Origin of the sequence: Rouxiella sp. WC2420 (genome assembly GCF_041200025.1) — a bacterium.
GTDB lineage: Bacteria > Pseudomonadota > Gammaproteobacteria > Enterobacterales > Enterobacteriaceae > Rouxiella.
Window position 1 is genome coordinate 5,067,952 of sequence record NZ_CP165628.1, and the last position, 26,344, is coordinate 5,094,295.

At 52.1% G+C, this 26,344-nt stretch carries 19 protein-coding genes, 3 tRNA genes and 2 rRNA genes; 4 read left to right on the top strand and 20 right to left on the bottom strand.

The genetic code is table 11. From position 1 onward, the window contains the following. Positions 1–21: 21 nt before the first annotated feature. A complete protein-coding gene (gene rep / locus AB3G37_RS23345; protein WP_369789223.1) occupies positions 22–2,058 on the bottom strand; it encodes a DNA helicase Rep in 2,037 nt (678 codons plus the stop codon). Positions 2,059–2,242: 184 nt separating this feature from the next. On the opposite strand from rep, the gene ppiC reads away from it, so the two are divergent. After that, positions 2,243–2,524, top strand: a complete 282-nt coding sequence (gene ppiC, locus AB3G37_RS23350) for a peptidylprolyl isomerase PpiC (RefSeq protein ID WP_009637876.1) — start codon at positions 2,243–2,245, stop codon at positions 2,522–2,524. Between the two features lie 97 nt (positions 2,525–2,621). On the opposite strand, the gene ilvC is transcribed toward ppiC, so the two are convergent. Next, a complete protein-coding gene (gene ilvC / locus AB3G37_RS23355; protein WP_009637877.1) occupies positions 2,622–4,097 on the bottom strand; it encodes a ketol-acid reductoisomerase in 1,476 nt (491 codons plus the stop codon). Between the two features lie 284 nt (positions 4,098–4,381). Here ilvC and ilvY point away from each other — a divergent pair, with 284 nt between their 5' ends. Then, a complete protein-coding gene (gene ilvY / locus AB3G37_RS23360; RefSeq protein ID WP_369789224.1) occupies positions 4,382–5,284 on the top strand; it encodes an HTH-type transcriptional activator IlvY in 903 nt (300 codons plus the stop codon). A gap of 73 nt (positions 5,285–5,357) precedes the next feature. Here ilvY and AB3G37_RS23365 read toward each other — a convergent pair whose 3' ends face one another. The 8 genes from AB3G37_RS23365 to AB3G37_RS23400 form a co-directional block, all read right to left on the bottom strand. Then, complete coding sequence (locus AB3G37_RS23365) at positions 5,358–6,059, bottom strand: DUF2461 domain-containing protein (protein ID WP_369789225.1); 702 nt, start codon at positions 6,057–6,059, stop codon at positions 5,358–5,360. A gap of 38 nt (positions 6,060–6,097) precedes the next feature. Continuing rightward, entirely contained in the window at positions 6,098–7,642 is a 1,545-nt protein-coding gene (ilvA, locus tag AB3G37_RS23370; RefSeq protein WP_009637880.1) for a threonine ammonia-lyase, biosynthetic, read from the bottom strand. 4 nt (positions 7,643–7,646) lie between these two features. Beyond that, positions 7,647–9,497: a dihydroxy-acid dehydratase gene (ilvD, locus tag AB3G37_RS23375; protein ID WP_369789226.1), complete on the bottom strand. Its 1,851-nt coding sequence runs from the start codon at positions 9,495–9,497 to the stop codon at positions 7,647–7,649. A gap of 194 nt (positions 9,498–9,691) precedes the next feature. Further along, a complete protein-coding gene (ilvE, locus tag AB3G37_RS23380) occupies positions 9,692–10,621 on the bottom strand; it encodes a branched-chain-amino-acid transaminase (RefSeq protein ID WP_369789227.1) in 930 nt (309 codons plus the stop codon). Positions 10,622–10,636: 15 nt separating this feature from the next. Further along, the gene (gene ilvM, locus AB3G37_RS23385) at positions 10,637–10,912 is read right to left on the bottom strand and encodes an acetolactate synthase 2 small subunit (RefSeq protein WP_369789228.1); all 276 of its coding nucleotides are present in this window, start codon (positions 10,910–10,912) and stop codon (positions 10,637–10,639) included. Continuing rightward, complete coding sequence (ilvG, locus tag AB3G37_RS23390; protein ID WP_009637884.1) at positions 10,909–12,555, bottom strand: acetolactate synthase 2 catalytic subunit; 1,647 nt, start codon at positions 12,553–12,555, stop codon at positions 10,909–10,911. The genes ilvM and ilvG overlap by 4 nt, the downstream gene beginning before the upstream one ends. Positions 12,556–12,702: 147 nt before the next feature. After that, the gene (ilvL, locus tag AB3G37_RS23395) at positions 12,703–12,804 is read right to left on the bottom strand and encodes an ilv operon leader peptide (protein WP_071988444.1); all 102 of its coding nucleotides are present in this window, start codon (positions 12,802–12,804) and stop codon (positions 12,703–12,705) included. A gap of 132 nt (positions 12,805–12,936) precedes the next feature. Continuing rightward, positions 12,937–14,175 carry an MFS transporter gene (locus AB3G37_RS23400; protein WP_369789229.1) on the bottom strand — a complete coding sequence of 413 codons (1,239 nt, stop codon included), beginning with the start codon at positions 14,173–14,175 and terminating at the stop codon, positions 12,937–12,939. Between the two features lie 319 nt (positions 14,176–14,494). Between AB3G37_RS23400 and AB3G37_RS23405 the strand changes: the two genes are divergently transcribed. Next, entirely contained in the window at positions 14,495–16,072 is a 1,578-nt protein-coding gene (locus AB3G37_RS23405; protein ID WP_369789230.1) for a YifB family Mg chelatase-like AAA ATPase, read from the top strand. Positions 16,073–16,096: 24 nt separating this feature from the next. Here the strand turns inward: AB3G37_RS23405 and AB3G37_RS23410 are convergent, their stop codons facing one another. Continuing rightward, complete coding sequence (locus tag AB3G37_RS23410) at positions 16,097–16,435, bottom strand: DUF413 domain-containing protein (protein ID WP_009637887.1); 339 nt, start codon at positions 16,433–16,435, stop codon at positions 16,097–16,099. Between the two features lie 118 nt (positions 16,436–16,553). Between AB3G37_RS23410 and hdfR the strand changes: the two genes are divergently transcribed. Continuing rightward, positions 16,554–17,381: an HTH-type transcriptional regulator HdfR gene (hdfR, locus tag AB3G37_RS23415; protein WP_009637888.1), complete on the top strand. Its 828-nt coding sequence runs from the start codon at positions 16,554–16,556 to the stop codon at positions 17,379–17,381. Positions 17,382–17,399: 18 nt separating this feature from the next. Here the strand turns inward: hdfR and yjfF are convergent, their stop codons facing one another. The 9 genes from yjfF to AB3G37_RS23460 form a co-directional block, all read right to left on the bottom strand. Further along, the gene (gene yjfF, locus AB3G37_RS23420; protein ID WP_009637889.1) at positions 17,400–18,386 is read right to left on the bottom strand and encodes a galactofuranose ABC transporter, permease protein YjfF; all 987 of its coding nucleotides are present in this window, start codon (positions 18,384–18,386) and stop codon (positions 17,400–17,402) included. Continuing rightward, complete coding sequence (gene ytfT, locus AB3G37_RS23425; protein ID WP_009637891.1) at positions 18,386–19,405, bottom strand: galactofuranose ABC transporter, ATP-binding protein YtfT; 1,020 nt, start codon at positions 19,403–19,405, stop codon at positions 18,386–18,388. Before ytfT ends, yjfF begins: the two co-directional genes overlap by 1 nt. Positions 19,406–19,415: 10 nt before the next feature. Further along, positions 19,416–20,921 (bottom strand): galactofuranose ABC transporter, ATP-binding protein YtfR, encoded by a 1,506-nt coding sequence (ytfR, locus tag AB3G37_RS23430; protein WP_369789231.1) that lies wholly within the window; start codon positions 20,919–20,921, stop codon positions 19,416–19,418. A 102-nt stretch (positions 20,922–21,023) separates the two neighbouring features. Then, on the bottom strand, positions 21,024–21,980 hold the full coding sequence (gene ytfQ / locus AB3G37_RS23435; protein ID WP_369789232.1) for a galactofuranose ABC transporter, galactofuranose-binding protein YtfQ: 957 nt from the start codon (positions 21,978–21,980) through the stop codon (positions 21,024–21,026). A 347-nt stretch (positions 21,981–22,327) separates the two neighbouring features. Continuing rightward, positions 22,328–22,403: transfer RNA gene (locus tag AB3G37_RS23440), tRNA-Trp, on the bottom strand. A 53-nt stretch (positions 22,404–22,456) separates the two neighbouring features. Beyond that, positions 22,457–22,533, bottom strand: a tRNA-Asp gene (locus tag AB3G37_RS23445). Positions 22,534–22,763: 230 nt separating this feature from the next. Continuing rightward, positions 22,764–22,879 (bottom strand): 5S ribosomal RNA (rrf, locus tag AB3G37_RS23450). A gap of 123 nt (positions 22,880–23,002) precedes the next feature. Further along, a 23S ribosomal RNA gene (locus AB3G37_RS23455) occupies positions 23,003–25,909 on the bottom strand. A 229-nt stretch (positions 25,910–26,138) separates the two neighbouring features. Beyond that, positions 26,139–26,214 (bottom strand) — tRNA-Ala (locus AB3G37_RS23460). Positions 26,215–26,344: the final 130 nt, after the last annotated feature.

The following is a 26,344-nucleotide window of genomic DNA, read 5'->3' on the forward strand; positions in this document are numbered from 1 at the left end:
CATTTTTATGATTTTTGCGAGCTAGCTTTTATTTTGATCGGCGGCTTTTGCGCTGGCCAACTGCGCACGGATCTTCTCCAGATGGCTCTGACCTTTCACCATTCGCTCCTGCGGCGACACCACTTTTCGCTCGCTTTCCCACGCTAAATCGTCCTGCGGTAACTCCTGCAAAAAACGGCTAATCTCAGGTCGCAGCAGTTCACCGTATTGCCTGCGCTCGCGGCAGTGAGTAAAAAACAGTTCTTTCTGCGCACGCGTTATTCCGACATAGGCCAAGCGACGTTCTTCATCGACATTATCTTCATCCATGCTGCTCTGATGAGGCAATAACCCTTCTTCCATGCCGACCAAAAACACATAGGGGAATTCCAGCCCCTTCGAGGCATGCAGTGTCATTAGCTGAACCTGATCCAGCTCTTCGTCGCTCTCGCCGCGCTCCATCATGTCGCGTAGAGTAAAGCGAGTGACCACCTGAGTCAGCGACATCGGCTCATCCAGGTCAGTACCTTCAAGCATTTCGGTCATCCAGCTAAACAGCTGATTGACGTTTTTCATACGCATTTCAGCCGCCTTCGGGCTGGGCGAGGTTTCGAACAGCCAGCTCTCGTAATCCATCCCGTGGATCAGGTCACGCACGGCGGCGATGGGCTCACGCTCGGCAAGTTCGGCGACACTTCCCATCCAGTGAGTAAAACGCTGCAGCGATTCCAGGCCACGGCCAGTCAGAGTCTGGCCCAGACCAAAATCAGAGCTGGCCTTGAACAACCCTTTATTACGCTGATTAGCCCATTCACCGAGCTTTTGCAGCGTAGCCGCACCAATCTCACGGCGCGGCGTGTTGACGATACGCAGGAAAGCGCTGTCATCGTCTGGATTGGTCAGCACTCGCAGATAGGCCAGCAGGTCTTTGATTTCCGGGCGCGAGAAGAATGAGGTGCCGCCCGAAATACGATACGGAATGCGGTTTTGCATCAGCATCTTTTCAAACAGCCGCGACTGATGGTTACCGCGATATAAAATCGCATAATCGCCGTGGTTGGTTTTATTCATAAAACGATGGGCAATCAATTCCCCCACTACACGCTCCGCCTCGTGGTCCTCATTATTGGCGGTGATTACCTTTAGCGCCTCACCGTAGGCCAGCTCGGAAAACAGTCGTTTCTCGAACACGTGCGGATTGTTGGCGATCAGGATATTGGCAGCTTTGAGAATACGCTGCGAGGAGCGGTAATTCTGCTCCAGCTTAATCACCTGCAAGGCCGGGAAATCTTCTTTTAGCAGCACCAGATTTTGCGGTCGAGCACCGCGCCAGGAGTAAATTGACTGATCATCATCGCCCACCACTGTAAAGCGCGCGCGGTTGCCCACCAGCAGTTTCACCATCATATACTGGCTGGTGTTGGTATCTTGATATTCGTCCACCAGCAGATAACGCAGCTTGTTCTGCCAGCGCTCGCGAACTTCTTCATTGCGTTGCAACAACAGCGTCGGCAGCAAGATTAGGTCGTCAAAATCGAGGATATTACAGGCGCGCATGTGGTCATGATAAAGGCCATAGCAAAGTGCGAAAATCTGATCGCGCTCGGATCGAGCCAGCTTGGCGGCGCCAGACGGGTCAATAAGATCGTTTTTCCAGTTGGAGATCGTCGAGATCAATTGCTGCAACAGGGTTTTGTCGTTTTCCAGCCACTTTTCACTCAGCTCTTTGAGCAGCGCCAGCTGGTCCTGATCGTCGAACAGTGAGAAGTTGGATTTCATTCCCAGCGCCGCGAACTCGCGCTTGATAATTTCCAACCCCAGCGTGTGGAAGGTTGAAATCAGCAAACCGCGTGATTCCTTACGACCCAGCGTTTGCGACACACGCTCCTTCATTTCGCGCGCGGCCTTGTTGGTAAAGGTCACAGCGGCAATATGCCGTGCCTGATAGCCACATTCGCGGATTAGGTGAGCGATTTTATTGGTAATAACCCGCGTTTTACCCGAGCCGGCGCCGGCCAAGACCAGGCAGGGTCCGGTGACGAATTCGACGGCGTGTTGTTGACTGGGATTTAATCGCATTGGGTTATTTTTGCTCACTTGATAGACGCGGGAGGAGGATTGTAGCAGAAACTTCCGCCAGAAATGAGAGTCAAAAGTGTAAGGTTCAGAGCTTGAGAGGCATCGCGCAGTGCACATCCGGCGTTGCAGGTGTTACATTACGCCCTGAGTAGTTATTGATTAATTTTATCTAAAGGTCACGATTATGGCGAACACCGCTTCAGCATTACACATCCTGGTGGATGACGAGAACAAAGCCAACGAACTGCTGGCTCAGCTGCAACAAGGTGCTGACTTCCAGGAACTGGCGCGTAAGCACTCTACCTGCCCATCCAAGCGCGATGGCGGTTCACTGGGTGAATTCCGCAAAGGCGACATGGTTCCTGCTTTCGACAAAGTGGTATTTAGCGGTGAACTGCTTAAGCCATTGGGTCCGGTTAAAACTCAGTTCGGTTACCATCTGATCAAAGTTCTGTACCGCAACTAAGTTTGCTTCGCAGGCTGTGACAGTAATAGAAAATAAAAAGCACCGCCAAGGCAGTGCTTTTTTATTTTATACGGTATTGCAGGTAAAACGCTGTTTATCAGCTGGCAACCGCGATGCGTTTCATGTCGGTCATGTAGCCGCGCAGTTTGTGGCCCACAGATTCGATAGCGTGAGCACGGATTGCTTCGTTCACGTCACGCAGCTGAGCGTTGTCTACTTCAGTTGCAGCAACAGATTTGCCCAGGTCACCGGCTTGCAGCGTGGTCATGAACTCTTTCAGCAATGGCACTGCCGCGTTAGCGAACAGGTAGTTACCGTATTCAGCGGTATCAGAGATAACCACGTTCATTTCATACAGACGCTTGCGGGCAACAGTGTTGGCGATAAGCGGCAGCTCGTGCAGTGATTCGTAGTAAGCAGACTCTTCGATGATGCCAGAAGACACCATGGTTTCGAACGCCAGTTCAACGCCAGCTTTAACCATCGCAATCATCAGCACGCCGTGGTCAAAATACTCTTGCTCAGAGATTTTGCCTTCGAACTGTGCAGCGTTTTCGAACGCAGTTGCGCCGGTCTCTTCACGCCAGGTCAGCAGTTTAACGTCGTCTGCCGCCCAGTCAGCCATCATGCCGCTAGAGAATTCGCCAGAGATGATGTCATCCATGTGTTTCTGGAACAGTGGAGCCATGATCTCTTTCAACTGCTCTGACAGTGCGAAAGCACGCAGTTTAGCCGGGTTGGACAGGCGATCCATCATCAAGGTGATGCCGCCCTGCTTCAGTGCTTCGGTAATGGTTTCCCAACCGAACTGCAGCAGTTTTTCTGCATAAGTTGCGTCAACGCCGTCAGCTACCAGTTTGTCGAAGCACAGCAGTGAACCGGCCTGCAACATACCGCACAGGATGGTCTGCTCGCCCATCAGGTCAGATTTAACTTCAGCAACGAATGAAGATTCCAGAACGCCTGCACGATGACCACCGGTCGCCGCAGCCCAAGCTTTGGCAATCGCCATGCCTTCGCCTTTAGGATCGTTTTCCGGGTGAACGGCGATAAGCGTAGGAACGCCAAAGCCGCGTTTGTATTCTTCACGTACTTCAGTACCTGGACATTTCGGGGCAACCATCACCACGGTGATGTCTTTACGAATTTGCTCGCCAACTTCAACGATGTTGAAGCCGTGAGAGTAACCCAGCGCCGCACCGTCTTTCATCAGAGGCTGAACCGCTTTAACTACCGCGCTGTGCTGCTTGTCTGGAGTCAGGTTAACCACCAGGTCGGCCTGCGGGATCAGTTCTTCGTAGGTGCCAACTTTAAAGCCGTTTTCAGTCGCTTTGCGCCATGAAGCACGTTTCTCGGCAATCGCTTCTGCACGCAGGGTGTAGGAAACGTCCAGGCCGGAGTCGCGCATGTTCAGACCCTGGTTCAGGCCCTGTGCGCCACAGCCAACGATCACCACTTTTTTACCCTTTAGGAAGCTGGCTTCATCAGCGAATTCATCGCGAGCCATAAAGCGGCACTTGCCTAATTGCGCCAACTGCTGACGCAGGTTCAATGTGTTGAAATAGTTAGCCATGGTAAAACTCCGTTGCGTTTGTTTGGTACGAAAATGTTGAGCCCTAAATGATTCGAGTGGCAGGAAGGCGGCAAGTTCGTGAGTCCCCTGGAGCTTACTCAGGTAAGTGACTGGGGTGAACGAGCGTAGCCAACGCATCTGCAACGTGAAGCATGACGGGTTGCTTGAGAAACACTATATGTCATGCACGGCATTGCTTAAATTGATATATTAAGAAGATGACATTGCAGTTTATGCAACATCAATAAATCCACAGCAAACGCATGACTTAGCCGGAAAACTTTATGGACTTACGCGATCTGAAACTGTTTCTCAATCTGGCTGAAAGCCGCCATTTCGGGCGTTCAGCCAAGGCTATGCATGTCAGCCCGTCGACTCTTTCACGGCAAATTCAGCGGCTGGAAGAGGAGCTGGGGCAGGCGCTTTTCCAGCGCGATAACCGCACCGTACAGTTGACACAGGCAGGCGACCAGCTAAAAATTTTCGCTCAGCAAACCCTGTTACAGTATCAACAGCTGCGCCATGCGATGGGGCAAAACGGCCCTACACTTTCCGGCGAGCTGCGCCTGTTCTGCTCGGTAACAGCGGCGTACAGCCATCTACCGCCAATCCTCGACCGTTTTCGCGCCCAGCATCCGCTGGTTGAAATCAAGCTCACCACCGGAGATGCCGCGGACGCAGTTGAAAAAGTACAATCAACTGAAGCCGATTTGGGCATTGCCGGGCATCCGGAAACGCTGCCTTCAAGTATAGACTTTACGCCGATTGGTGAAGTGACCATGGCGTTGATTGTGCCGTCTCTGCCCTGTGCGGTGCGGACTCAGGTCAGCGAGCCTCATCCTGAATGGTCGCAAATTCCATTTATCATTCCCGAGCATGGGCCGGCGCGTAAGCGTATCGACAGCTGGTTCCGTCATCACAAAATAACTAACCCACTGATTTACGCCACGGTTTCAGGACATGAAGCGATTGTCTCGATGGTGGCTTTGGGCTGCGGCGTGGCGCTTATTCCTGTCGTCGTGCTGGAAAATAGCCCTGACCTGATCCGCAACCGTATTTTAGTGCACGACAATGTAACTATCGGCGCACCGCTGCCGTTGGGGGTTTGCGTACAGCGTAAACGACTCAATGAGCCACTGATTGAGGCGTTCTGGCAGTCGCTGTTACAGGTTGAACTGAAGCTGTAGCTTAAACGGCGGGGAGGAATTCCGCCGTGATCTTTGTCGGCTCTTGTGATGGGTTTTATGATCAAAAAAGCGATTAAAGATCGGCAGGATCGATCTGTTTCATGGTTTCAACGCGCATCAGCCAGTGATACAGCGGTTCAAGTTGCAGGAAAGCTTTTGCCAGTTCATCCACCAGCCTGGGGCTGAACAGCTTCTCGACTTGATTGTCGCTTGCCATCACCGCAAAAGATTTTCGGTTGTACCAGTTGGCGATCGCCGGGTCCTGCTCTATAACCAGCGGACGTTTGTAGCTTTCTCCCGCCAGTTCAAAAGGCGCACGGCAGCATTCGGCCACCTCGAGAAACTGCACCGGTTGGCGAGTCAACGTGTGGCGGAACAGGTCCATGGTTTGCTTATTGGCGCTGTAATAGCCCAGCCCATAGCGCAGCATATCGGGGCCAAGCTCGAAGAAATACACGGGCGCGTCTTTCCAGTCTTTGCTCGGGCGCTTAAAGGTCAACCACATTCGGCTGCGATAACGAGTTTTGTCGTGGGAGAAACGCGTGTCGCGATGAATGCGCGACAGCGTTTTACCAATGGCGGGACGGATTTCAAACTGCGGATCAATAGCCAGCATGGTGTCGCTTAATGCTTCCACCAGCGTGCGGAACGGCGTTAGCAGTGTTTGATCGTAAATGTGACGGTTTTCATCAAACCACGTCTTGTCATTTTCGATGCGAACCTGCTGTAGAAAATTCAGCCCTTGCTGGCTGAAACCGTTAAACGCAGTGCTCATACGCCGTCCCTGTTTTAATGAACTAAATTACTGCTAACCTATCCCTGCAAAAAGAATCGGAAAGCCGGATTATCTGACTCATTGTGGCAGTCATAACCCAGCGCCGAAAGATTCTTTTCGAACTCAGGCTCTTGATCCGTCAACTCAAACGCGGCCAACACGCGACCAAAGTCGGTGCCGTGGCTGCGATAATGGAACAGAGAAATATTCCAGTGCGTGCCCAGCGTGTGCAGGAATTTCAGCAATGCGCCAGGAGACTCCGGGAATTCAAAGCTGTAAAGACGCTCACGCAGAGGCTTGCTCGGACGACCGCCAACCATATAGCGCACGTGCAGTTTCGCCATCTCGTCGTCGGACAAATCCACGACCTGATAGCCACCCTCGTTGAGCAAATCGATAATTTCTTTGCGCTCGGCGTGCCCGCGCGTCAGACGAACGCCAACAAAAATGCAGGCATTATCGGCATCGGCATAGCGATAGTTGAACTCAGTCACTGAGCGACCACCAAGTAACTGGCAGAAATTCAGGAAACTGCCTTTGCGCTCGGGGATAGTTACCGCCAGCAAGGCTTCACGCTGCTCTCCCAGCTCACAACGCTCTGAAACATAACGCAAAGCATGGAAGTTGAGATTGGCACCTGACAACACGTGCGCCAGACGTTCGCCCTGAATATTATGCTCTTGCACATATTTCTTCAGACCGGCGAGCGCCAAAGCTCCGGAAGGCTCGGCGATAGCGCGCACGTCTTCGAACAAGTCTTTAACCGCCGCGCAGATTGCATCGCTGTCGACGGTGATGACGTCATCGAGATATTCACGGCACAGGCGGAAGGTTTCGTTACCGATACGCTTAACGGCTACGCCTTCGGCAAACAGCCCGACGCGCGCCAGATCCACCGGCTCACCGGCATCCAGCGCCGCACGCAGGCAGGCAGAGTCTTCGGCTTCAACACCGATAACCTTGATTTGCGGCATCAGTTGCTTAATCAATACCGCCACACCTGCCGCCAGACCGCCGCCGCCGACCGGAACAAACACCCGGTCGAGGTGCGCATCTTGTTGCAGCAACTCCATCGCCAGCGTTCCCTGCCCGGCGATCACCGCCGGATGGTCAAACGGTGGCACAAAGGTCATGCCCTGAGACAGTGACAGCTCAATCGCTTTGGCTTTTGCTTCGTCGAAATTAGCTCCGTGCAGCAGCACTTCGCCGCCAAAATTACGCACGGCGTCAACTTTGATATCGGCGGTCGCCACCGGCATCACAATCAGTGCTTTTATCCCTTTTCGGGTGGCTGACAAGGCAACGCCCTGAGCATGGTTACCGGCCGAAGCTGTAATCACGCCGCGCGCCGCTTGCTCTTCAGTCAATCCGGCAATCATTGCGTAGGCGCCGCGCAGTTTAAAACTGTGCACCGCCTGACGGTCTTCACGTTTCACCAGAATTACGTTATCCAGGCGAGTCGAGATTTTTTCCATGACCTGTAACGGGGTGACTTGCGCCACCTCATAAACGGGTGCTCGCAACACTGCGCGCAGATATTCTGCACCGCAGGGTTGGTCGGGCAGTGGTTGTGATACCGCCATGCAGTTAGCCTCCCAGCTTACTCTTATCGCGAATTGCACCTTTGTCGGCACTGGTTGCCAGCAATGCATAGGCGCGCAGAGCGTAGGAAACTTCACGCACACGATTTTTTGGCGTCCAGGCTTTATCACCACGGGCCAATTCGATTTCACGACGTGCAGCCAGTTCACTGTCAGCGACATCCAGCACCATGCTGCGGTTTGGAATGTCGATGTCAATCATGTCGCCTTCTTCGATCAGCGCAATCAGGCCACCGCTGCCCGCTTCCGGAGAAACGTGGCCAATTGACAGACCTGAAGTACCACCGGAGAAACGGCCATCGGTGATAAGCGCACAGGCTTTGCCCAGACCCATGGATTTAAGATAGGTGGTCGGATACAGCATTTCCTGCATGCCCGGCCCGCCTTTAGGCCCTTCGTAACGGATAACAACCACGTCACCGGCAACCACTTTACCGCCAAGGATCCCTTCAACCGCTGCATCCTGACTTTCAAATACTTTAGCCGGGCCACGGAAGGTCAGGTTTTCTTCATCAACGCCTGCGGTTTTAACAATGCTACCGTCAACCGCCATGTTGCCGTAAAGCACGGCCAGGCCGCCTTCGGTGCTGAACGCGTGTTCGATGGAACGAATACAGCCTTCGGCGCGGTCGTCATCCAGCGTGTCCCAACGGCAATCCTGTGAGAAAGCCTTGGTGGTGCGGATACCGGCAGGGCCTGCGCGGAACATCTTTTTAACGGCTTCGTCTTCGGTCAGCATGATGTCGTATTTTTTCAGCGTTTCCGGGAATTTCATTTCCAGAACGTTGCTCACATCGCGATTCATCAGGCCAGCGCGGTCAAGCTCGCCCAGAATGGCCCATACGCCACCAGCGCGGTGAACGTCTTCCATATGATATTTCGGCGTGCTCGGTGCCACTTTACACAGGTGAGGAACCTTGCGGGACAGCGCATCGATGTCAGTCATGTTGAAATCAATATCGCCTTCCTGCGCCGCGGCCAGCAGGTGCAGGATGGTGTTAGTCGAGCCGCCCATCGCGATATCCAGCGTCATGGCGTTTTCGAATGCTGCTTTATTGGCGATGTTGCGTGGTAATACGCTTTCATCGTCATTTTCGTAATAACGTTTTGCCAGACTAACGATGCGGGTACCGGCAGACAGGAACAGATCTTTACGGTCGGCATGGGTCGCCAGCAGTGAACCATTAGCCGGTTGGGACAGGCCCAGAACTTCGGTCAGACAGTTCATCGAGTTTGCGGTAAACATCCCGGAGCAAGAACCACAGGTCGGACAGGCAGAACGTTCGATCTGTGCGCTGTCTGCGTCGCTGACTTTAGGGTTTGCACCTTGGATCATTGCGTCAACCAGGTCGAGCTTGATGATTTTGTCAGACAGCTTGGTTTTACCGGCTTCCATCGGGCCACCGGAAACAAAGATCACCGGAATGTTAAGGCGCAGCGCGGCCATCAGCATCCCCGGGGTGATTTTGTCACAGTTGGAGATACAAACCATGGCATCGGCGCAGTGCGCGTTTACCATGTACTCCACCGAGTCGGCGATCAGCTCACGCGAAGGCAGTGAATACAGCATGCCACCATGACCCATGGCAATCCCGTCATCCACGGCGATAGTATTGAACTCTTTGGCAACACCGCCGCAGGCTTCGATCTGCTCGGCAACCAGTTTACCCATGTCGCGCAAGTGAACGTGACCCGGGACGAACTGAGTAAAGGAGTTGACGACGGCGATAATCGGTTTGTTGAAATCATCATCGGTCATCCCGGTAGCGCGCCATAATGCGCGGGCGCCGGCCATATTTCGGCCTTGAGTCGTGGTAGCGGAACGTAACTTTGGCATGCTCTATTTACTCCAATTAATACTTTTATGTGGACGGCGCAACCGCCGCCCACGACTTTATTTCTCACCCTATAGATTTCATGGTGCAGGAAGGCGGCAACTGAATGAATCCCCAGGAGCTTACTCAAGTAAGTGACTGGGGTAAGTGAGGGCAGCCAACGCACCTGCAACGTGAAAGATGACGGGTGTTTTTATTAAGGGTTTACTTGGTCCAACCAGCCGTACTTGTCTTCGGTTTCGCCGGTAAACAGTCCGAAGAATGCGCTCTGGATTTTCTTGGTCACTGGACCACGTTTGCCCGCGCCAACCTGAATGCCGTCTACGCTGCGAACCGGGGTGATTTCGGCTGCAGTACCCGACATAAACACTTCGTCAGCCAGGTACAGGGATTCACGAGACAGCACCTGCTCGCGAACTTCGATACCCAAGTCTTTCGCCAGTTTGATGATTGCATCACGGGTAATGCCCGGCAATGCTGAAGAGGTGAATGGCGGAGTAAACAGAATACCCTCTTTCACTTCAAACAGGTTTTCGCCCGCGCCTTCGGAAACATAACCGTTAACGTCCAGAGCAATACCTTCCTGATAACCGTGACGGCGCGCTTCGCTACCCACCAGCAGTGAAGAAAGATAGTTACCACCGGCTTTTGCAGCAGTTGGGATAGTGTTGGCTGCAACACGATTCCATGAAGAGACCATTGCATCGATACCGTTTTCCAGAGCTTCATCGCCCAGGTAGGCACCCCAAGGGAACGCCGCAATGATCACGTCAGTTTCATAACCGTCCGGTGGGTTCACGCCCAGACCCACGTCGCCAACGAATACCAGTGGGCGGATATAGGCGCTTTTCAGGTTGTTCTTACGCAGCACGTCGCGGCAGGCTTCCATCAGCTCTTCCACGGACTGTTTAACCGGGAAACGATAGATTTTTGCAGAATCGTGCAAACGCTGCATATGTTCACGATGACGGAAAACTACTGGTCCTTTGTGCGAGTCGTAGCAGCGAACGCCTTCAAATACTGACGTGCCGTAGTGAAGTGCGTGGGACATTACGCTTACCTTTGCGTCTTCCCATGGAACCATCTCGCCGTTGAACCAAATAAAATCAGCTTTCTTCGTAGACATTCTTCTGTTCCTTACTTACGCGTTGGCGCGTTTTTGTTGGTTAGTTTGTTGTGATGTTTGCTGCTGGACCTCAACACTGGCGACGTCCATAAGTTTGTTCAACTGCACTGACAGTAAATCCACCGACCGCTCACTGGCAACGGTCATTTCAATATTGATATTTTCGTTGTTGGCCATCTGGCTCATGTTCATGGCGCAGACCTGGAATCCACGGTGACGAACGACGCGCAATACACGCTCCAGCATTTCTGGGCGGAAGCGGGCCTGAATTGAGACGTTATGCTGCATCATGACATTTTCTCCAACATGGTTTCGTTGCCCGCACCCGGTGGTACCAATGGCCAGACATTCTGATTTTCGTCGATGGATACCTGAAGCAGATAAGGACCTTTACTATTGAAGAAGGCGTCCAGAGCATCGTCGACCTGGTCTTTACGGCTGATACGTTGGCCTGGGATATCAAACGCGCTGGCCAGCGTAATAAAATCGGGGTTATCTGAGAGGTTAGTTTCACTGTAGCGCCCATCAAAGAACAGTTCCTGCCACTGTCGAACCATCCCTAATCGCTGGTTATCCAGCAGCAGGATTTTCAGCGGCAACTGTTTTCGCTTGATAGTGCCCAGCTCCTGAACATTCATCATGAATGAACCATCACCAGAAACGCAGATAACCATATCGTCTGGACGTGCAACCTGTGCGCCTACCGCAGCAGGCACACCAAAGCCCATGGTGCCAAGGCCGCTGGAAGTGATGAAATTCTCTGGACGAGAGAATGTCATATGCTGCGCAGTCCACATTTGATGCTGGCCCACGTCAGTTGTCACCACGGTGTTGGCGTCCATACGATCGGAAACTTGTTTCAGCAGCAACGGGGCAAAAATCGCTTCGCCCGGGTGGTCATAACGCCACTCGCCTGCCGCTTTCATGGTCATGACTTCGTCACGCCATGCACTGATTGAACATTGCTGCTCCAGCGCAGGCAACATCGCAGGCAAAGAGCCCTGCAACGCAACGTGCGCCTGGCGCAATTTATTTAATTCAGCCGGATCGATATCCATGTGGATAACGCTGGCGTTTGGCGCGAAGGTGTTGAGCTTGCCGGTTACGCGGTCATCGAAACGCGCGCCAACGGCAATCAACAGGTCACAGGACTGAACTGCCAGATTGGCAGCCTTGGTGCCGTGCATGCCCAACATTCCCAGATAGCACGGGTCGTTGGCATCAGGTGCGCCCAATCCTTTAAGTGTAGCAACGCACGGGATTCCCGTGGCACGAATAAACGAACGCAGAGCGGGAACCGCACCGGCCATACCGACGCCACCGCCGACATAAAGCATCGGTTTTTGCGCCTTGGCAATCATTTCATAAGCTTGCGCCAGTTCAGCGGTTGGATGAGGCATTTCCTGTTCAACTGGCATCAGGTGCGGTGCTAAATCGGCAACTGCCAGTTGGATATCTTTAGGGATATCAACCAGAACCGGCCCCGGACGACCGCTGCTGGCGATAGCAAACGCTTCAGCCATGATTTCCGGCAGCGCTTCCAGTGACTCAACCAGGAAGCTATGTTTGGTGCAGGCCAGAGACAGGCCCAGCACGTCGATTTCCTGGAAAGCATCGGTGCCGATGAAGGCGGAACCCACCTGACCGGTGATCGCCACAATCGGAACGGAGTCCATCAATGCGTCGGCGAGACCAGTAATCAGGTTGGTCGCACCCGGACCCGAAGTGGCGATACACACCCCGACTTTGCCGGTTGAGCGCGCGTAACCGATGGCAGCCATCGCCGCGCCTTGCTCATGACGGCACAGTAGGTGTTCCACGCCGCCGTCGTAGAGTGCATCGTATACCGGCATGATCGCTCCGCCAGGATAGCCGAAGACCATATCCACCCCTTGCGAACGCAACGCTTGTACTACCCACTGTGCTCCATTCATCTTTATTCTCCTGCCTTTTGACTACAAGCGCAGAACATTATGCTGTTGTTCATATTTTCTTCCGCCTCATTCCGCTAAAAATTAACCTGGCCAAAAAAAAACCCCCGGACCTTTCGGTGCGGGGGTTCTTTTCAGGTTCAGGCTTGTTTAGTAAGCCTTTCTTCGTCCAAGTGCAGCCCCGCACGGTGGGATAATAATCACCACCACACGAATAACGACTAGGCTTAGCACACGGACGAGAGCTTTCATTTTTTGGTTTCTTAAATTCTTGTTTCGAACGATTGCCTACAGAGTTATCACAGTTAGATAAGCAAAGACAACACTTTTCTTACGTTATCATCTAAGGCGACTGTGCAACAAATCTAGAAAAACTTAGCGTTTTCAGGTGCTCGTGCTGACATTTGCCTCTTTAGCATTTGATGCGGCATTTATGACCTTGCCTCGAGTATCGCGTCCGAAGAACACCAGCACCGAGATCACAATCGCCACCGTTCCGGCGACCATCGCCATCCCTAATCCATAGTTGTGACCATGACTTTCGGCAATATAAACCTGCAACGTTGCATTCACGGAGGCTATCAGATTACCCAACTGATAAACGAAGCCTGGAAGCACGGCCCGCGTGTTGTCCGGCACCAGCTCGGTAAGATAGCTCGGGATCACACCCCACGCTCCCTGAACCATAAACTGCATCAGGAATGCACCCAGCCCCAGCATCCATGAACCTCCGGCAAATGCCCACAGCGGCAGCACAGGCAGCGACAGCAACGCGGCAATGATAATCGCTTTCTTACGCCCAATTCGCTCGGACAAGACCCCAAATGTTACTCCCCCCATAATCGATGCAATGTTGTAACAGATGGCGATGATGCTGACAGTGTGGGCATCAAAACCGTGTTGAACCTTGAGGAAGGTCGGATAGAGATCCTGCGTACCGTGGCTGAAGAAGTTAAACGCCGCCATCAACACCACCAGATAAACACAGAGCTTCCAGTGCGTTTTTAGCGCTGGCAGCAGCGCGGTACTTTCGTGACGCTCGCGGGCCGCCAGCCACACCGGTGACTCTTGAACCTTGAAGTAGATAAACGGCAGCAGGAAGATCGGCACGGCGCCAATAACAAACATTCCACGCCAGCCCACTACGCTGAACAGTAAACCGTAAACCACGCCCGCCAACAGATAACCAAACGGATAACCGGCCTGGAAAATCCCGGACATCAGCCCGCGTGAACGGTCTGGAATAGTTTCCATTGCCAGCGAAGAAGCCACACCCCATACCCCGCCCATCGCCACGCCATAAATTACGCGCAGGATCAGGAAAACGGTCAGTGAAGGGGCGGCGGCGGTACAGAGCTCAAAGAAGGAGAAGAACAGAATGTTGACCATTAACACCGGCTTGCGGCCATATTTCTCTGCCGCGCGGCCAAACAGCAATGCCCCGATCGGTCGTACTGCCAGGGTCAACAGAATGGCCAGCGTGACTTCTTTAATATCAACGTGATAGGAGCTAGCAATATCACTCAATAAAAAGACCAGAAGGAAAAAGTCAAAAGCATCCAGTGTCCAACTCAGAAAACTGGCAATGGCGACGTTACGTTGCCGGGGAGTCCAACCAAACATGTGATTTACCTTATTCTAATAGGCAGGGGAATGAACGCTACAGGGAAGATGGTTTTGTTTCTTTATTGTTAAATACACAAGTTTAATTAATACACGCGGTATAAATTACCAGCAAGATTAATAGCTGGCTAATTTGTATCCAAAAAAGGCTAACTGTTAATAGGTATTTCCAGACATTTGGAGAGACGTCTCAATTTGTTGCACGAGGTATGAATTTGCTGAGATTTTTTGCGGCACGTCGCGGAAAAAATGTTTTAGCCGATAGGGCCGTAAGCCGTTAATCGACATACTGAATTTTTCACCGCTACAGGAAAGCTTCATGTCGATGTCGGTTATTAATACCCGGGCTTCATTGGGCGTGGTCGCTCCGCGCGTATCTATCGAGGTACACATCAGTAACGGCCTACCCGCCCTCACGTTGGTGGGTTTACCTGAGACCACGGTCAAAGAGGCGCGCGACAGAGTTCGCAGCGCGTTGATCAATTGCGGATTCACTTTCCCCTCCAAACGTATCACGGTGAATCTGGCACCCGCTGACTTGCCCAAAGAAGGCGGCCGTTACGATCTCCCCATCGCTCTGGCAATTCTGGCGGCCTCTGAGCAGCTTGCTTCCGACAAGCTAGGACAGTATGAGTTTATTGGTGAGTTAGGGCTATCTGGCGCGTTACGCGGCGTTAATGGTGCTATTCCAGCTGCGATGGCAGCAAAAAGCTCAGGACGCAGATTAATATTACCCGTCGATAATCAACAAGAAATGCAGCTGCTTGCGGCCGATACCGTATGGCTAGCCGACCACCTGTTACAAGTGTGCGCGTTTTTGCAGAGCAGCGGATCATTGGTGGCGGTTGAAAGTCATGACGCAGAAAGAGGCAGTGAAACTTCGCACCAACCCGAGGTCGGCGATCTCAATGAGATCATGGGTCAGGAACAGTCCAAACGAGCATTAGAGATTGCTGCTGCAGGAGGCCATAATCTTTTACTTTTGGGGCCACCCGGTACCGGAAAAACCATGCTTGCCAGTCGATTACCTGGAATTCTGCCAGCACTGACGCAGCAGGAGGCGCTGGAAACCGCAGCCATCGCCAGCCTGATTTATTCACCCGGGCAACCAGACGGGCAAAGCGGTAGAAGCGTGGCTTTTACCCGCCAACGGCCATTTCGCGCACCGCACCACAGCGTTTCGCTGCATGCTCTGGTCGGCGGCGGTTCGATCCCAAGGCCAGGAGAGATTTCTCTGGCACATAACGGCGTGCTGTTTCTCGATGAGTTGCCGGAATTCGAAAGAAGGGTGCTGGATGCCCTGCGACAACCCATGGAGTCGGGGGAAATCACTATTTCTCGCACCCGCGCCAAAGTGGATTTTCCGGCGCGAATACAGCTTATCGCCGCCATGAATCCCAGCCCGACCGGGCATTATCAAGGGCAGCACAGCCGCACGCCGCCGCATCAGATCCTGCGCTATCTCAGCCGTTTGTCCGGCCCGTTCCTTGATAGATTCGATTTATCTCTTGAAGTCCCTTTGCTGCCGCCGGGTTTATTAAGCAAGCAGCATCAGCAAACTTCGCAAATATCCCAGGAAAGCAGCGCGCAGGTGCGTGTTCGAGTACAGGCTGCAAGAGAGCTGCAACTGGGGCGTGCCGGGAAATTAAATGCGCATTTAAGCAGCCGTGAGGTGCAGCAGTTCTGCCAATTAACTCAAGAAGATGCAGAGTTTCTGGAAAATGTGTTACAAAAGCTGGGAATGTCGGTGCGGGCATGGCATCGAATATTGAAAGTCGCGCGTACTTTAGCGGATCTCAATAAGCAGGCGAATATAGAAAAAGCGCAGATTTCTGAAGCATTAAGCTATCGTTGTATGGATCGACTACTGTTAACATTGCATAAAAATTTGGCATAAAAAACGGGGACAAGCCCCGTTTTATTAATCGTCGCTGTCAGTGTAATCTTCCACCGCGTCAGCCTGCGGTTTTCCGCCTGACAACGTATGGAATTTCTTGGGACGACGAGTGCGGATAATATATTTGTTCCACACTTTTTCAGCTTCGGTTGCTGGCTCGCGGGTACCGCGGCAAACATCCAGAAACAGCTTTTCTTCTTCGGTTGCCGGTTCGCGTTTTCCCAGGTCCAGCTCGTTGAAAGCATAGCCGTAACGCTCCAGCAATTGCGCTTCCTTGATGGTGAAGTCGCCATGCCGGGAGAACCCGCGAGGGTAATGTTTATTGTCAAAAAAACGATTTGTCGTGGTGAAGCTTTCCGCCATCTGACACGCTCCTAATTCATTCATGGTCGTGCTGTTATGGCGCGGAGTATTAGATAGGCTTGACAATCTGTAAAACAAAACATTTAAATCTTAACGACAAAAAATTTTGGAGATGGTAGTGGACACGGAATTACTGAAAACCTTTTTGGAGGTCAGTAGAACTCGTCACTTTGGTCGGGCGGCTGAATCTCTGTATTTGACACAGTCTGCGGTGAGCTTTCGCATACGCCAGTTGGAGACCCAGCTGGGGGCAAATTTGTTTACCCGTCATAGAAATAACATCCGTTTAACGCCCGCAGGAGAGCGTCTGCTGCCCTATGCAGAAAACCTGATGTCGACGTGGCAATTAGCCAAGAAAGAGGTTGTGCGTTCGCTACAGCACACAGAATTGTCGATTGGTGCCACGGCGTCGTTATGGGAGTCCTATCTGACCCCCTGGCTTCAGGCGCTGTATGAGCAACGAGATTCATTACGACTGGAAGCGAGGGTTGCCCTTCGTCAGTCGTTAGTAAAGCAACTGCATGAAAGACAGCTCGATTTATTGATAACCACTGAACCGCCGAAAATGGATGAACTCTCCAGTCAGCTGTTGGGTAATTTTTCGTTACGTCTTTTTTGCTCGCATAAAAAAGACAAAACTGCACAAGGTGCATATATCAGGCTGGAATGGGGAGCTGATTTCCCGCAGCAGGAAAGCCGCATGCAAGCCAGCGATCAGGAGCCGGTACTGACTACCACCTCGGCGCATCTGACAAGACAGCTGCTTGAGACTACGGGCGGATGTGCCTTCCTCCCAAGTCATTGGGAGAAAGAATATCCTCACCTGTCGATTTATCCTGACGTGCCGCCGGTAATCAGGCCGCTGTATGCCGTCTGGCTACAAAACAGCGACCAGCAAGTGTTGATCCGCCAATTGCTTAAAACCCCAATGGACACCCGTAATTAAAACGACGTTAGATGAAGATCACGTCGTTTTAAGTTCAGGATGACGGGCGCGACGTGTGGTCCAGTAAGAACCCATGCCTTTTTGCAACGCGATGAAGATAAACAGTAGAATGCCCATGACAATTTTGGTCCACCATGAACTTAGCGTGCCGTCGAAAGTGATATAGGTCTGAATCAGGCCCTGGATCATCACACCAAACAGACTGCCAAGCACGGTGCCTACACCACCGCTGAGCAGGGTTCCGCCAATGACCACGGCGGCAATGGCATCAAGCTCAACTCCGCTGGCAGCCAGGGCATAGCCTGCCGAAGTGTAGAGCGAGAAAATAATGCCAGAGAGCACTGCCAGAGAACAGGACAGCATGTAGATGTAAATCGTAGTTCGACGGACCGGAACCCCCATTAGCCCTGCAGAATGGGTATTGCCACCAATCGCGTAAACGTTGTTACCGAAACGCGTTCTGTGCGCCAGAATAATCCCCACAGCCACTACGCAGAGCATCACTAGCGCCAACAGAGTGAATCGCCCTCCTCCGGGCACCTTCCAGGCATAGTTTGCCAGTGTGGCATACAGCGGATGGTTGATAGGCAATGACTCTTCAGACACGATAAAACTCATCCCGCGAATAAAGAACATTCCCGCGAGTGTGATGATAAAAGCTGGCAGTTTTAGAGTATCGATAATCCAGCCCATCACAGCGCCAAACATCGCGCCCATTACCAACACGATGGCAAATGCATAAAATGGCGGGACACCGTATTGGCCAATCAGCTTAGCCAACGCCACGCCGGTAAAAGCGATGACGGAACCCACGGAGAGATCAATACCACCAGACAAGATAACAAAAGTCATGCCAACGGCGACAATCCCCAGAAAGGCATTATCGGTGAGCAGATCGCAAATAACGCGGGTCGATGCAAAGCCGGGGAACTGTGTGAAGCAGTAACCGTAACCCGCAAGAAACACCAAAATGGTAATCAGCAGGGGGAGATTGCGTTTAAGCATTATTCTTTCCTCCGAAACAAGCCGCCAAGAGAAACACGCGGTGACTGGACGACTAATACGGCTAATACCACGACCGCCTTGAGCACCAGATTGAATTCTGGTTGGAATCCGGAGAGCAGGATGCCGGTATTCATTCCCTGAATGATTAGCGCGCCGATAAGCGAAAGCAAAAGGTTAAAGCGCCCCCCCAACAACGAGCCACCACCAATGACTACTGCCAGAATAGCGTCCAGCTCTAGCCAAAGACCGGCATTGTTGGCATCCGCTCCGCGAATATCGGCAGTAACGATCACCCCCGCAACGGCGGCGCAAACGCCACAAATTACATACACTGCGATCAGCACCAGGCGGGTGTTGACACCAGCGTTGTAGGATGAACGTAAGTTGATACCCACAGACTCGATAAACAGCCCCAAAGCAGTTTTACGAGTCAATAACCACAACAAAAGCAGCATGATGGCGGCAATAATTACCGGCATCGGCAGCGTGAGAAATGCCCCACTGCCAAACTGCGACAGCCCGTTATGTTCGAAGGTGACGATTTGTCCTTGTGTAATAAGTTGTGCAATACCGCGACCGGCGACCATTAGCATCAGGGTAGCGACAATCGGCTGGATTTGTAGCACTGCAACCAGAAAACCGTTCCATAATCCACAGGCAGCCCCAACAGCGACTGCGGCCAGTAATACCGTAATCAGCGGATATCCCTGCACTGTCATGGTAGCCGCCGTAGCGCCAGCAATCGCCATAACTGCACCCACCGAGAGGTCAATCCCCCCGGTGGCAATAACCAGCGTCATGCCTAACGCCAGGATCGCAACCGGCGCACCGCGATTAAAGATGTCGATCAGGCTGCCAAACAGGCGGCCATCTTGAACGTGAATATTAAAAAATCCGGGTGCGACCAGGCTATCAATAACTAAAATAGCCAGAAATGCCCCGACCTGTGTGGAACCTTTGGGGAATACCCAGCGGACTTTGCGCGGTCCTCGCGTCATCGGCAGACTCCTGTTGGTCATGGAAATCTCCTTACTGAACCGCAATGGCAGTCATAATGGCCGGAACCGAAATCTGGTCCTGCTCGATTTGTGTAATATGGCGTCTGTCGCGCAGCACCACGATGCGGTCGGCATACCCGGCCAGCTCTTCCAGCTCCGATGAGATAACCAGCAGCGCCAGACCTTCGTCGCAGAGTTTCTCAATCAGCCGGATAATCTCGGCGTGCGCACCAACGTCGATACCGCGCGTCGGTTCATCAAGAATCAGGAAACGAGGATTGGTCGCCAGCCAGCGCGAAAGAATAACCTTTTGCTGATTCCCGCCGGACAAATACTGGATTTCCTGCTCGCCGCTGGGAGTCCGAATCCCTAGCAATTTTATAAACTTGTCGGCAATCTGATTCTGCTCTTTCATCGACAAAGGACGCAGCCAGCCGCGCTGGGCCTGCAAAGCCAGAATAATGTTTTCACGCACCGTAGCGGCACCGATAATCCCGTCTGTTTTACGATCTTCGGGGCAATAGCCAAAACCGAGTTTTGCCGCCTTGCGTGGGTTTTTAATCTTCACGTCCTGCCCGTTCACTTTTGCCGTGCCGGTATTATGACTTTTAATCCCGAAGATCAGCTGCGCGGTTTCTGTGCGACCCGAACCTAGTAAGCCGGCAAGCCCGACAATCTCACCGCGTCGGACCTTAAGGTCAAAATTCTCTACCAGTCCGCGTCGACCATAGTCTTTAAAATCGACCAGCGGCTCGCCACTCACGGCGCGATGTTCGCTTCGTTTTAGCAATGCTTCGTCAAAACTGTGTCCCAGCATCATTGGCACTAATTCGATACGCGGCAGGTCTTTAGTTGCCTCTGAGCCGACCAGTTTGCCATTGCGTAGCACAGTGATTCGATCGCTGATGCGATAAACCTGATCCAGAAAATGGGTGACAAATACCATGCCCATTCCGCGATCACGCAGCTGCATCAGGATCTCGAGCAGCATGCTGACTTCTTTCGCATCCAGGCTGGCAGTGGGTTCGTCGAGAATCAACACCTGTGCCGATAGGTCAACTGCCCGGGCGATGGCGACAATTTGCTGGATAGCGATGGAATAGGTGGCAAGCGGCTGGCTGACGTCGAGATTCAGCCCATAACCGGAAAGCAGAGTGCGCGCCTGCTGGTCCATCTTGCGTTGATTGACCAGCCCAAATCGTGTTGGCTCGCGACCAATAAACAGATTTGCTGCCACCGAAATATTGGGCAGCAGGTTTACTTCCTGATAAACCGTCCCAATCCCCAACGCCTGCGCGTGTGCGGTATTGGTCGCTTCGATAGGCTGCCCGTTAAGATAAACGGTACCCTCCGAGCGCTTATAAACGCCGGTTAGCGCTTTGATCATTGTTGATTTACCGGCACCGTTCTCGCCAAGTAAAGCGACAATTTCGCCGCGATTGAGCGTGAAGTCGACCTTTTCCAATGCTTTAACACCAGGAAACTCCACCGACAGGCCGCGGACTTCAAGAAGGGTTGCTGATTGAAGATTATCCATGAGCGTCTTTACCCCGACTACATGCGCACGTAACTGCTGAATGTGCAAAATGGGATGAGGAAACCGGCTCTGATTTTTTGCGCTCAGAGCCGGTGGGCAGGCTTAGTAGCCCATGTCTTTCTTCATGTCATACTCTTTTTGTGCCGCGTCTGGCAGGACCAGAGTCGACTGCGTCTGGATAAATTTCGGAGGTTGAGTACCGTCTTTTTTCATCTTGATAAGCGCGTCGAATGCTGGACCAGCCATGTTTGGTGTCAACTCAACAGACGCATTAGACTCGCCGTTAAGCATTGCTTTATAGATATCAGGAACGCCGTCGATAGAGACAACCTTGATTTGCGAACCCGGTTTCAGACCGGCTTCTTTAATAGCCTGAATGGCACCGATTGCCATGTCATCGTTGTGCGCATATACCGCGCAAATGTTTTTGCCGTTCTGCTCTGCCTTGATAAAGCTTTCCATAACTTCTTTGCCCTTACTGCGGGTGAAGTCACCGGATTGCGAACGGATGATTTTTACATTAGGTGCTGCTTTTAGGGCATCGGCAAAACCTTGCTTACGATTCAGTGCCACGCTGGCACCGACCGTACCTTGTAATTCAACAACGTTACACGGTTTACCGGCTACTTCTTTAACCAACCAGTCACCTGCAACCTTACCTTCATGCACGCTATCTGAGGCTACAGCGGCGGTGTAAAGTGTTGGATCGCTGACTTCAATTGTACGGTCTAACAAGAATACCGGGATCTTGGCCTCTTTGGCTTCAGTAAGGACAGGAGCCCAACCCGTTGCGACAACTGGGGCAATGAAAATAGCGTCAACGCCTTGCGCGATAAAGGAACGTATCGCTTTGATTTGATTCTCTTGTTTCTGTTGTGCATCGGCAATTTTCAGGGTAATGCCACGTTTTTGCGCTTCGAGTTTGGCCACTTTGGTTTCAGCCGATCGCCAGCCTGACTCAGAGCCGATTTGAGAAAATCCAACCACTAGAGTTGCCGCATGGGCGGCTCCACAAAATGCCGTTGCGACCGCTGCTGCCAGTAAGAGACGTTTATACATTGTTATTTCCTCACGCGTAGTCTGAGCTACTTTTTGTTGAGTCTTGTAGGGTGCGGCATAGAAAGATACTAAAACCGAGTTTCCCAAGTGAACATAACTTCACCAGGCGACACTTAGTTTTAGCGCATTGCAAAAACGGTGGGTTGAGCACGGTCACATAGATGATTAACAATCGATTCGTACATGTATTCAGCTAAAAAATGACAACTTTTAAGCAGTGAATATGGATAAATCGTGCAGACGGCGAGGGTTAGCAGAAATTATGTGCAAATTTTTGGAGGGAAAATCGGCATTTTCAGGAATTTAAGACGAAAAAAAACCCCTCGCTTTCGCGAAGGGTTTTAATATGGCAGGGGCGGAGAGATTCGAACTCGCGACACCCGGTTTTGGAGACCGGTGCTCTACCAACTGAGCTACGCCCCTAAATCAACTTACTATTATGCCTGCTAAATTTTAGCAGGCATAATCTTAATAATTGGCGGAACGGACGGGGCTCGAACCCGCGACCCCCTGCGTGACAGGCAGGTATTCTAACCAACTGAACTACCGCTCCACCGGTTCTTTCACTCACAACAGACAATCGGTCTGTTATCAGTTTGTCTTCGTTAATATTCCTTGTCAGGGGAATTGAAGACTAATTTGATGCATGGCAGTTTATGTATGACTCCGTCATACACCCTTCGGGCCGTTGCAAGCAACGTGCTAAAAGCGTTGCTTTTAGTCCTACTCTCTTCTCGAGCAGGCAACCGTCCTACTACTACACAGTACTACTTTTAATTTGATGCCTGGCAGTTCCCTACTCTCGCATGGGGAGACCCCACACTACCATCGGCGCTACGGCGTTTCACTTCTGAGTTCGGCATGGGGTCAGGTGGGACCACCGCGCTACTGCCGCCAGGCAAATTCTGTTTCATTCCAACCGCTTTCCCCATTATTCAGGGCAGCCATCAGAATCAATCTTTGAACAAGCTGATTTTCATTGAAACTTTCGTCTCGTCTCTCTAAAACACCTTCGGTGTTGTAAGGTTAAGCCTCTCGGGTCATTAGTACTGGTTAGCTCAATGCATCGCTGCACTTACACACCCAGCCTATCAACGTCTTAGTCTTAAACGTCCCTTCAGGGGACTCGAAGTCCCAGGGAAGACTCATCTTGAGGCAAGTTTCGCGCTTAGATGCTTTCAGCGCTTATCTTTTCCGCATTTAGCTACCGGGCAATGCCATTGGCATGACAACCCGAACACCAGTGATGCGTCCACTCCGGTCCTCTCGTACTAGGAGCAGCCCCTCTCAATCTTCCAACGCCCACGGCAGATAGGGACCGAACTGTCTCACGACGTTCTAAACCCAGCTCGCGTACCACTTTAAACGGCGAACAGCCGTACCCTTGGGACCTACTTCAGCCCCAGGATGTGATGAGCCGACATCGAGGTGCCAAACACCGCCGTCGATATGAACTCTTGGGCGGTATCAGCCTGTTATCCCCGGAGTACCTTTTATCCGTTGAGCGATGGCCCTTCCATTCAGAACCACCGGATCACTATGACCTACTTTCGTACCTGCTCGAGCCGTCACTCTCGCAGTCAAGCTAGCTTATGCCATTGCACTAACCTCACGATGTCCGACCGTGATTAGCTAACCTTCGTGCTCCTCCGTTACTCTTTAGGAGGAGACCGCCCCAGTCAAACTACCCACCAGACACTGTCCTCACCCCAGATTATGGGGCCGAGTTAGAACATCAAACATTAAAGGGTGGTATTTCAAGGTTGGCTCCACGCAGACTGGCGTCCACGCTTCAAAGCCTCCCACCTATCCTACACATCAAGGCTCAATGTTCAGTGTCAAGCTATAGTAAAGGTTCACGGGGTCTTTCCGTCTTGCCGCGGGTACACTGCATCTTCACAGCGAGTTCAATTTCACTGAGTCTCGGGTGGAGACAGCCTGGCCATCATTACGCCATTCGTGCAGGTCGGAACTTACCCGACAAGGAATTTCGCTACCTTAGGACCGTTATAGTTACGGCCGCCGTTTACCGGGGCTTCGATCAAGAGCTTCTCCTTGCGGATAACCCCATCAATTAACCTTCCGGCACCGGGCAGGCGTCACACCGTATACGTCCACTTTCGTGTTTGCACAGTGCTGTGTTTTTATTAAACAGTTGCAGCCAGCTGGTATCTTCGACTGTCTTCGGCTCGGGAAGCAAGTTCCTCCACCTAGCGACAGCGTGCCTTCTCCCGAAGTTACGGCACCATTTTGCCTAGTTCCTTCACCCGAGTTCTCTCAAGCGCCTGAGTATTCTCTACCTGACCACCTGTGTCGGTTTGGGGTACGATTCAATGTTACCTGATGCTTAGAGGCTTTTCCTGGAAGTGCGGCATCAACTACTTCACCACCGTAGTGGCTCGTCATCACGCCTCAGGGTTAAAGTAAACCGGATTTACCAAGTCTACACCCCTACACGCTTAAACCGGGACAACCGTCGCCCGGCTAGCCTAGCCCTCTCCGTCCCCCCTTCGCAGTAACACCGAGTACAGGAATATTAACCTGTTTCCCATCGACTACGCCTTTCGGCCTCGCCTTAGGGGTCGACTCACCCTGCCCCGATTAACGTTGGACAGGAACCCTTGGTCTTCCGGCGTGCGGGTTTTTCACCCGCATTATCGTTACTTATGTCAGCATTCGCACTTCTGATACCTCCAGCAGCCCTCACAGACCACCTTCAACGGCTTACAGAACGCTCCCCTACCCAACAACGCCTAAGCGTCGCTGCCGCAGCTTCGGTGCATGGTTTAGCCCCGTTACATCTTCCGCGCAGGCCGACTCGACCAGTGAGCTATTACGCTTTCTTTAAATGATGGCTGCTTCTAAGCCAACATCCTGGCTGTCTATGCCTTCCCACATCGTTTCCCACTTAACCATGACTTTGGGACCTTAGCTGGCGGTCTGGGTTGTTTCCCTCTTCACGACGGACGTTAGCACCCGCCGTGTGTCTCCCGTGATAACATTCTTCGGTATTCGGAGTTTGCATCGAGTTGGTAAGCCGGGATGGCCCCCTAGTCGAAACAGTGCTCTACCCCCGAAGATGAGTTCACGAGGCGCTACCTAAATAGCTTTCGGGGAGAACCAGCTATCTCCCGGTTTGATTGGCCTTTCACCCCCAGCCACAAGTCATCCGCTAATTTTTCAACATTAGTCGGTTCGGTCCTCCAGTTAGTGTTACCCAACCTTCAACCTGCCCATGGCTAGATCACCGGGTTTCGGGTCTATACCTTGCAACTTGACGCCCAGTTAAGACTCGGTTTCCCTACGGCTCCCCTATACGGTTAACCTTGCTACAAAATATAAGTCGCTGACCCATTATACAAAAGGTACGCAGTCACCCAACAAAGTAGGCTCCCACTGCTTGTACGTACACGGTTTCAGGTTCTATTTCACTCCCCTCGCCGGGGTTCTTTTCGCCTTTCCCTCACGGTACTGGTTCACTATCGGTCAGTCAGGAGTATTTAGCCTTGGAGGATGGTCCCCCCATATTCAGACAGGATGTCACGTGTCCCGCCCTACTCATCGAACTCACAATCTGTGCATTTTTGTGTACGGGACTATCACCCTGTACCGTGCGACCTTCCAGACGCTTCCACTAACACACAAACTGATTCAGGTTCTGGGCTGTTCCCCGTTCGCTCGCCGCTACTGGGGGAATCTCGGTTGATTTCTTTTCCTCGGGGTACTTAGATGTTTCAGTTCCCCCGGTTCGCCTCGCATGGCTATGTATTCACCATGCGATAATGTGACGTATCACATTGGGTTTCCCCATTCGGGTATCGTCGGGTATAACGGTTCATATCACCTTACCGACGCTTTTCGCAGATTAGCACGCCCTTCATCGCCTCTGACTGCCTAGGCATCCACCGTGTACGCTTAGTCGCTTAACCTCACAACCCGAAGGTGTCTTTTAAACTCATAAAGAGTGACGCCGTTCGTAGCCGTGATTATTTGAGAGACTCTAATACAGGTGCGCATAACTCAAAACTTCTACGGAGAGTTATGTTCAGCTGTATCATTTCAATTTTTCAGCTTGTTCCAGATTGTTAAAGAGCAAAATACTTCGCAGCATACTGTTTCCAATATACTCTGAAGTATTTGATGTGAGCCGTATGGATATGGTGGAGCTAAGCGGGATCGAACCGCTGACCTCCTGCGTGCAAGGCAGGCGCTCTCCCAGCTGAGCTATAGCCCCATACAGTCACTAAACAGATACCTTTATCACTCATCGTTCAGATGAGTCAGCCAATCTTTTTCTTATCAAGGCGGAGTCACACGACGTTTGCTTGGTGCAAACGAGTGGGGCGACAACGCAGAGAAGGAAA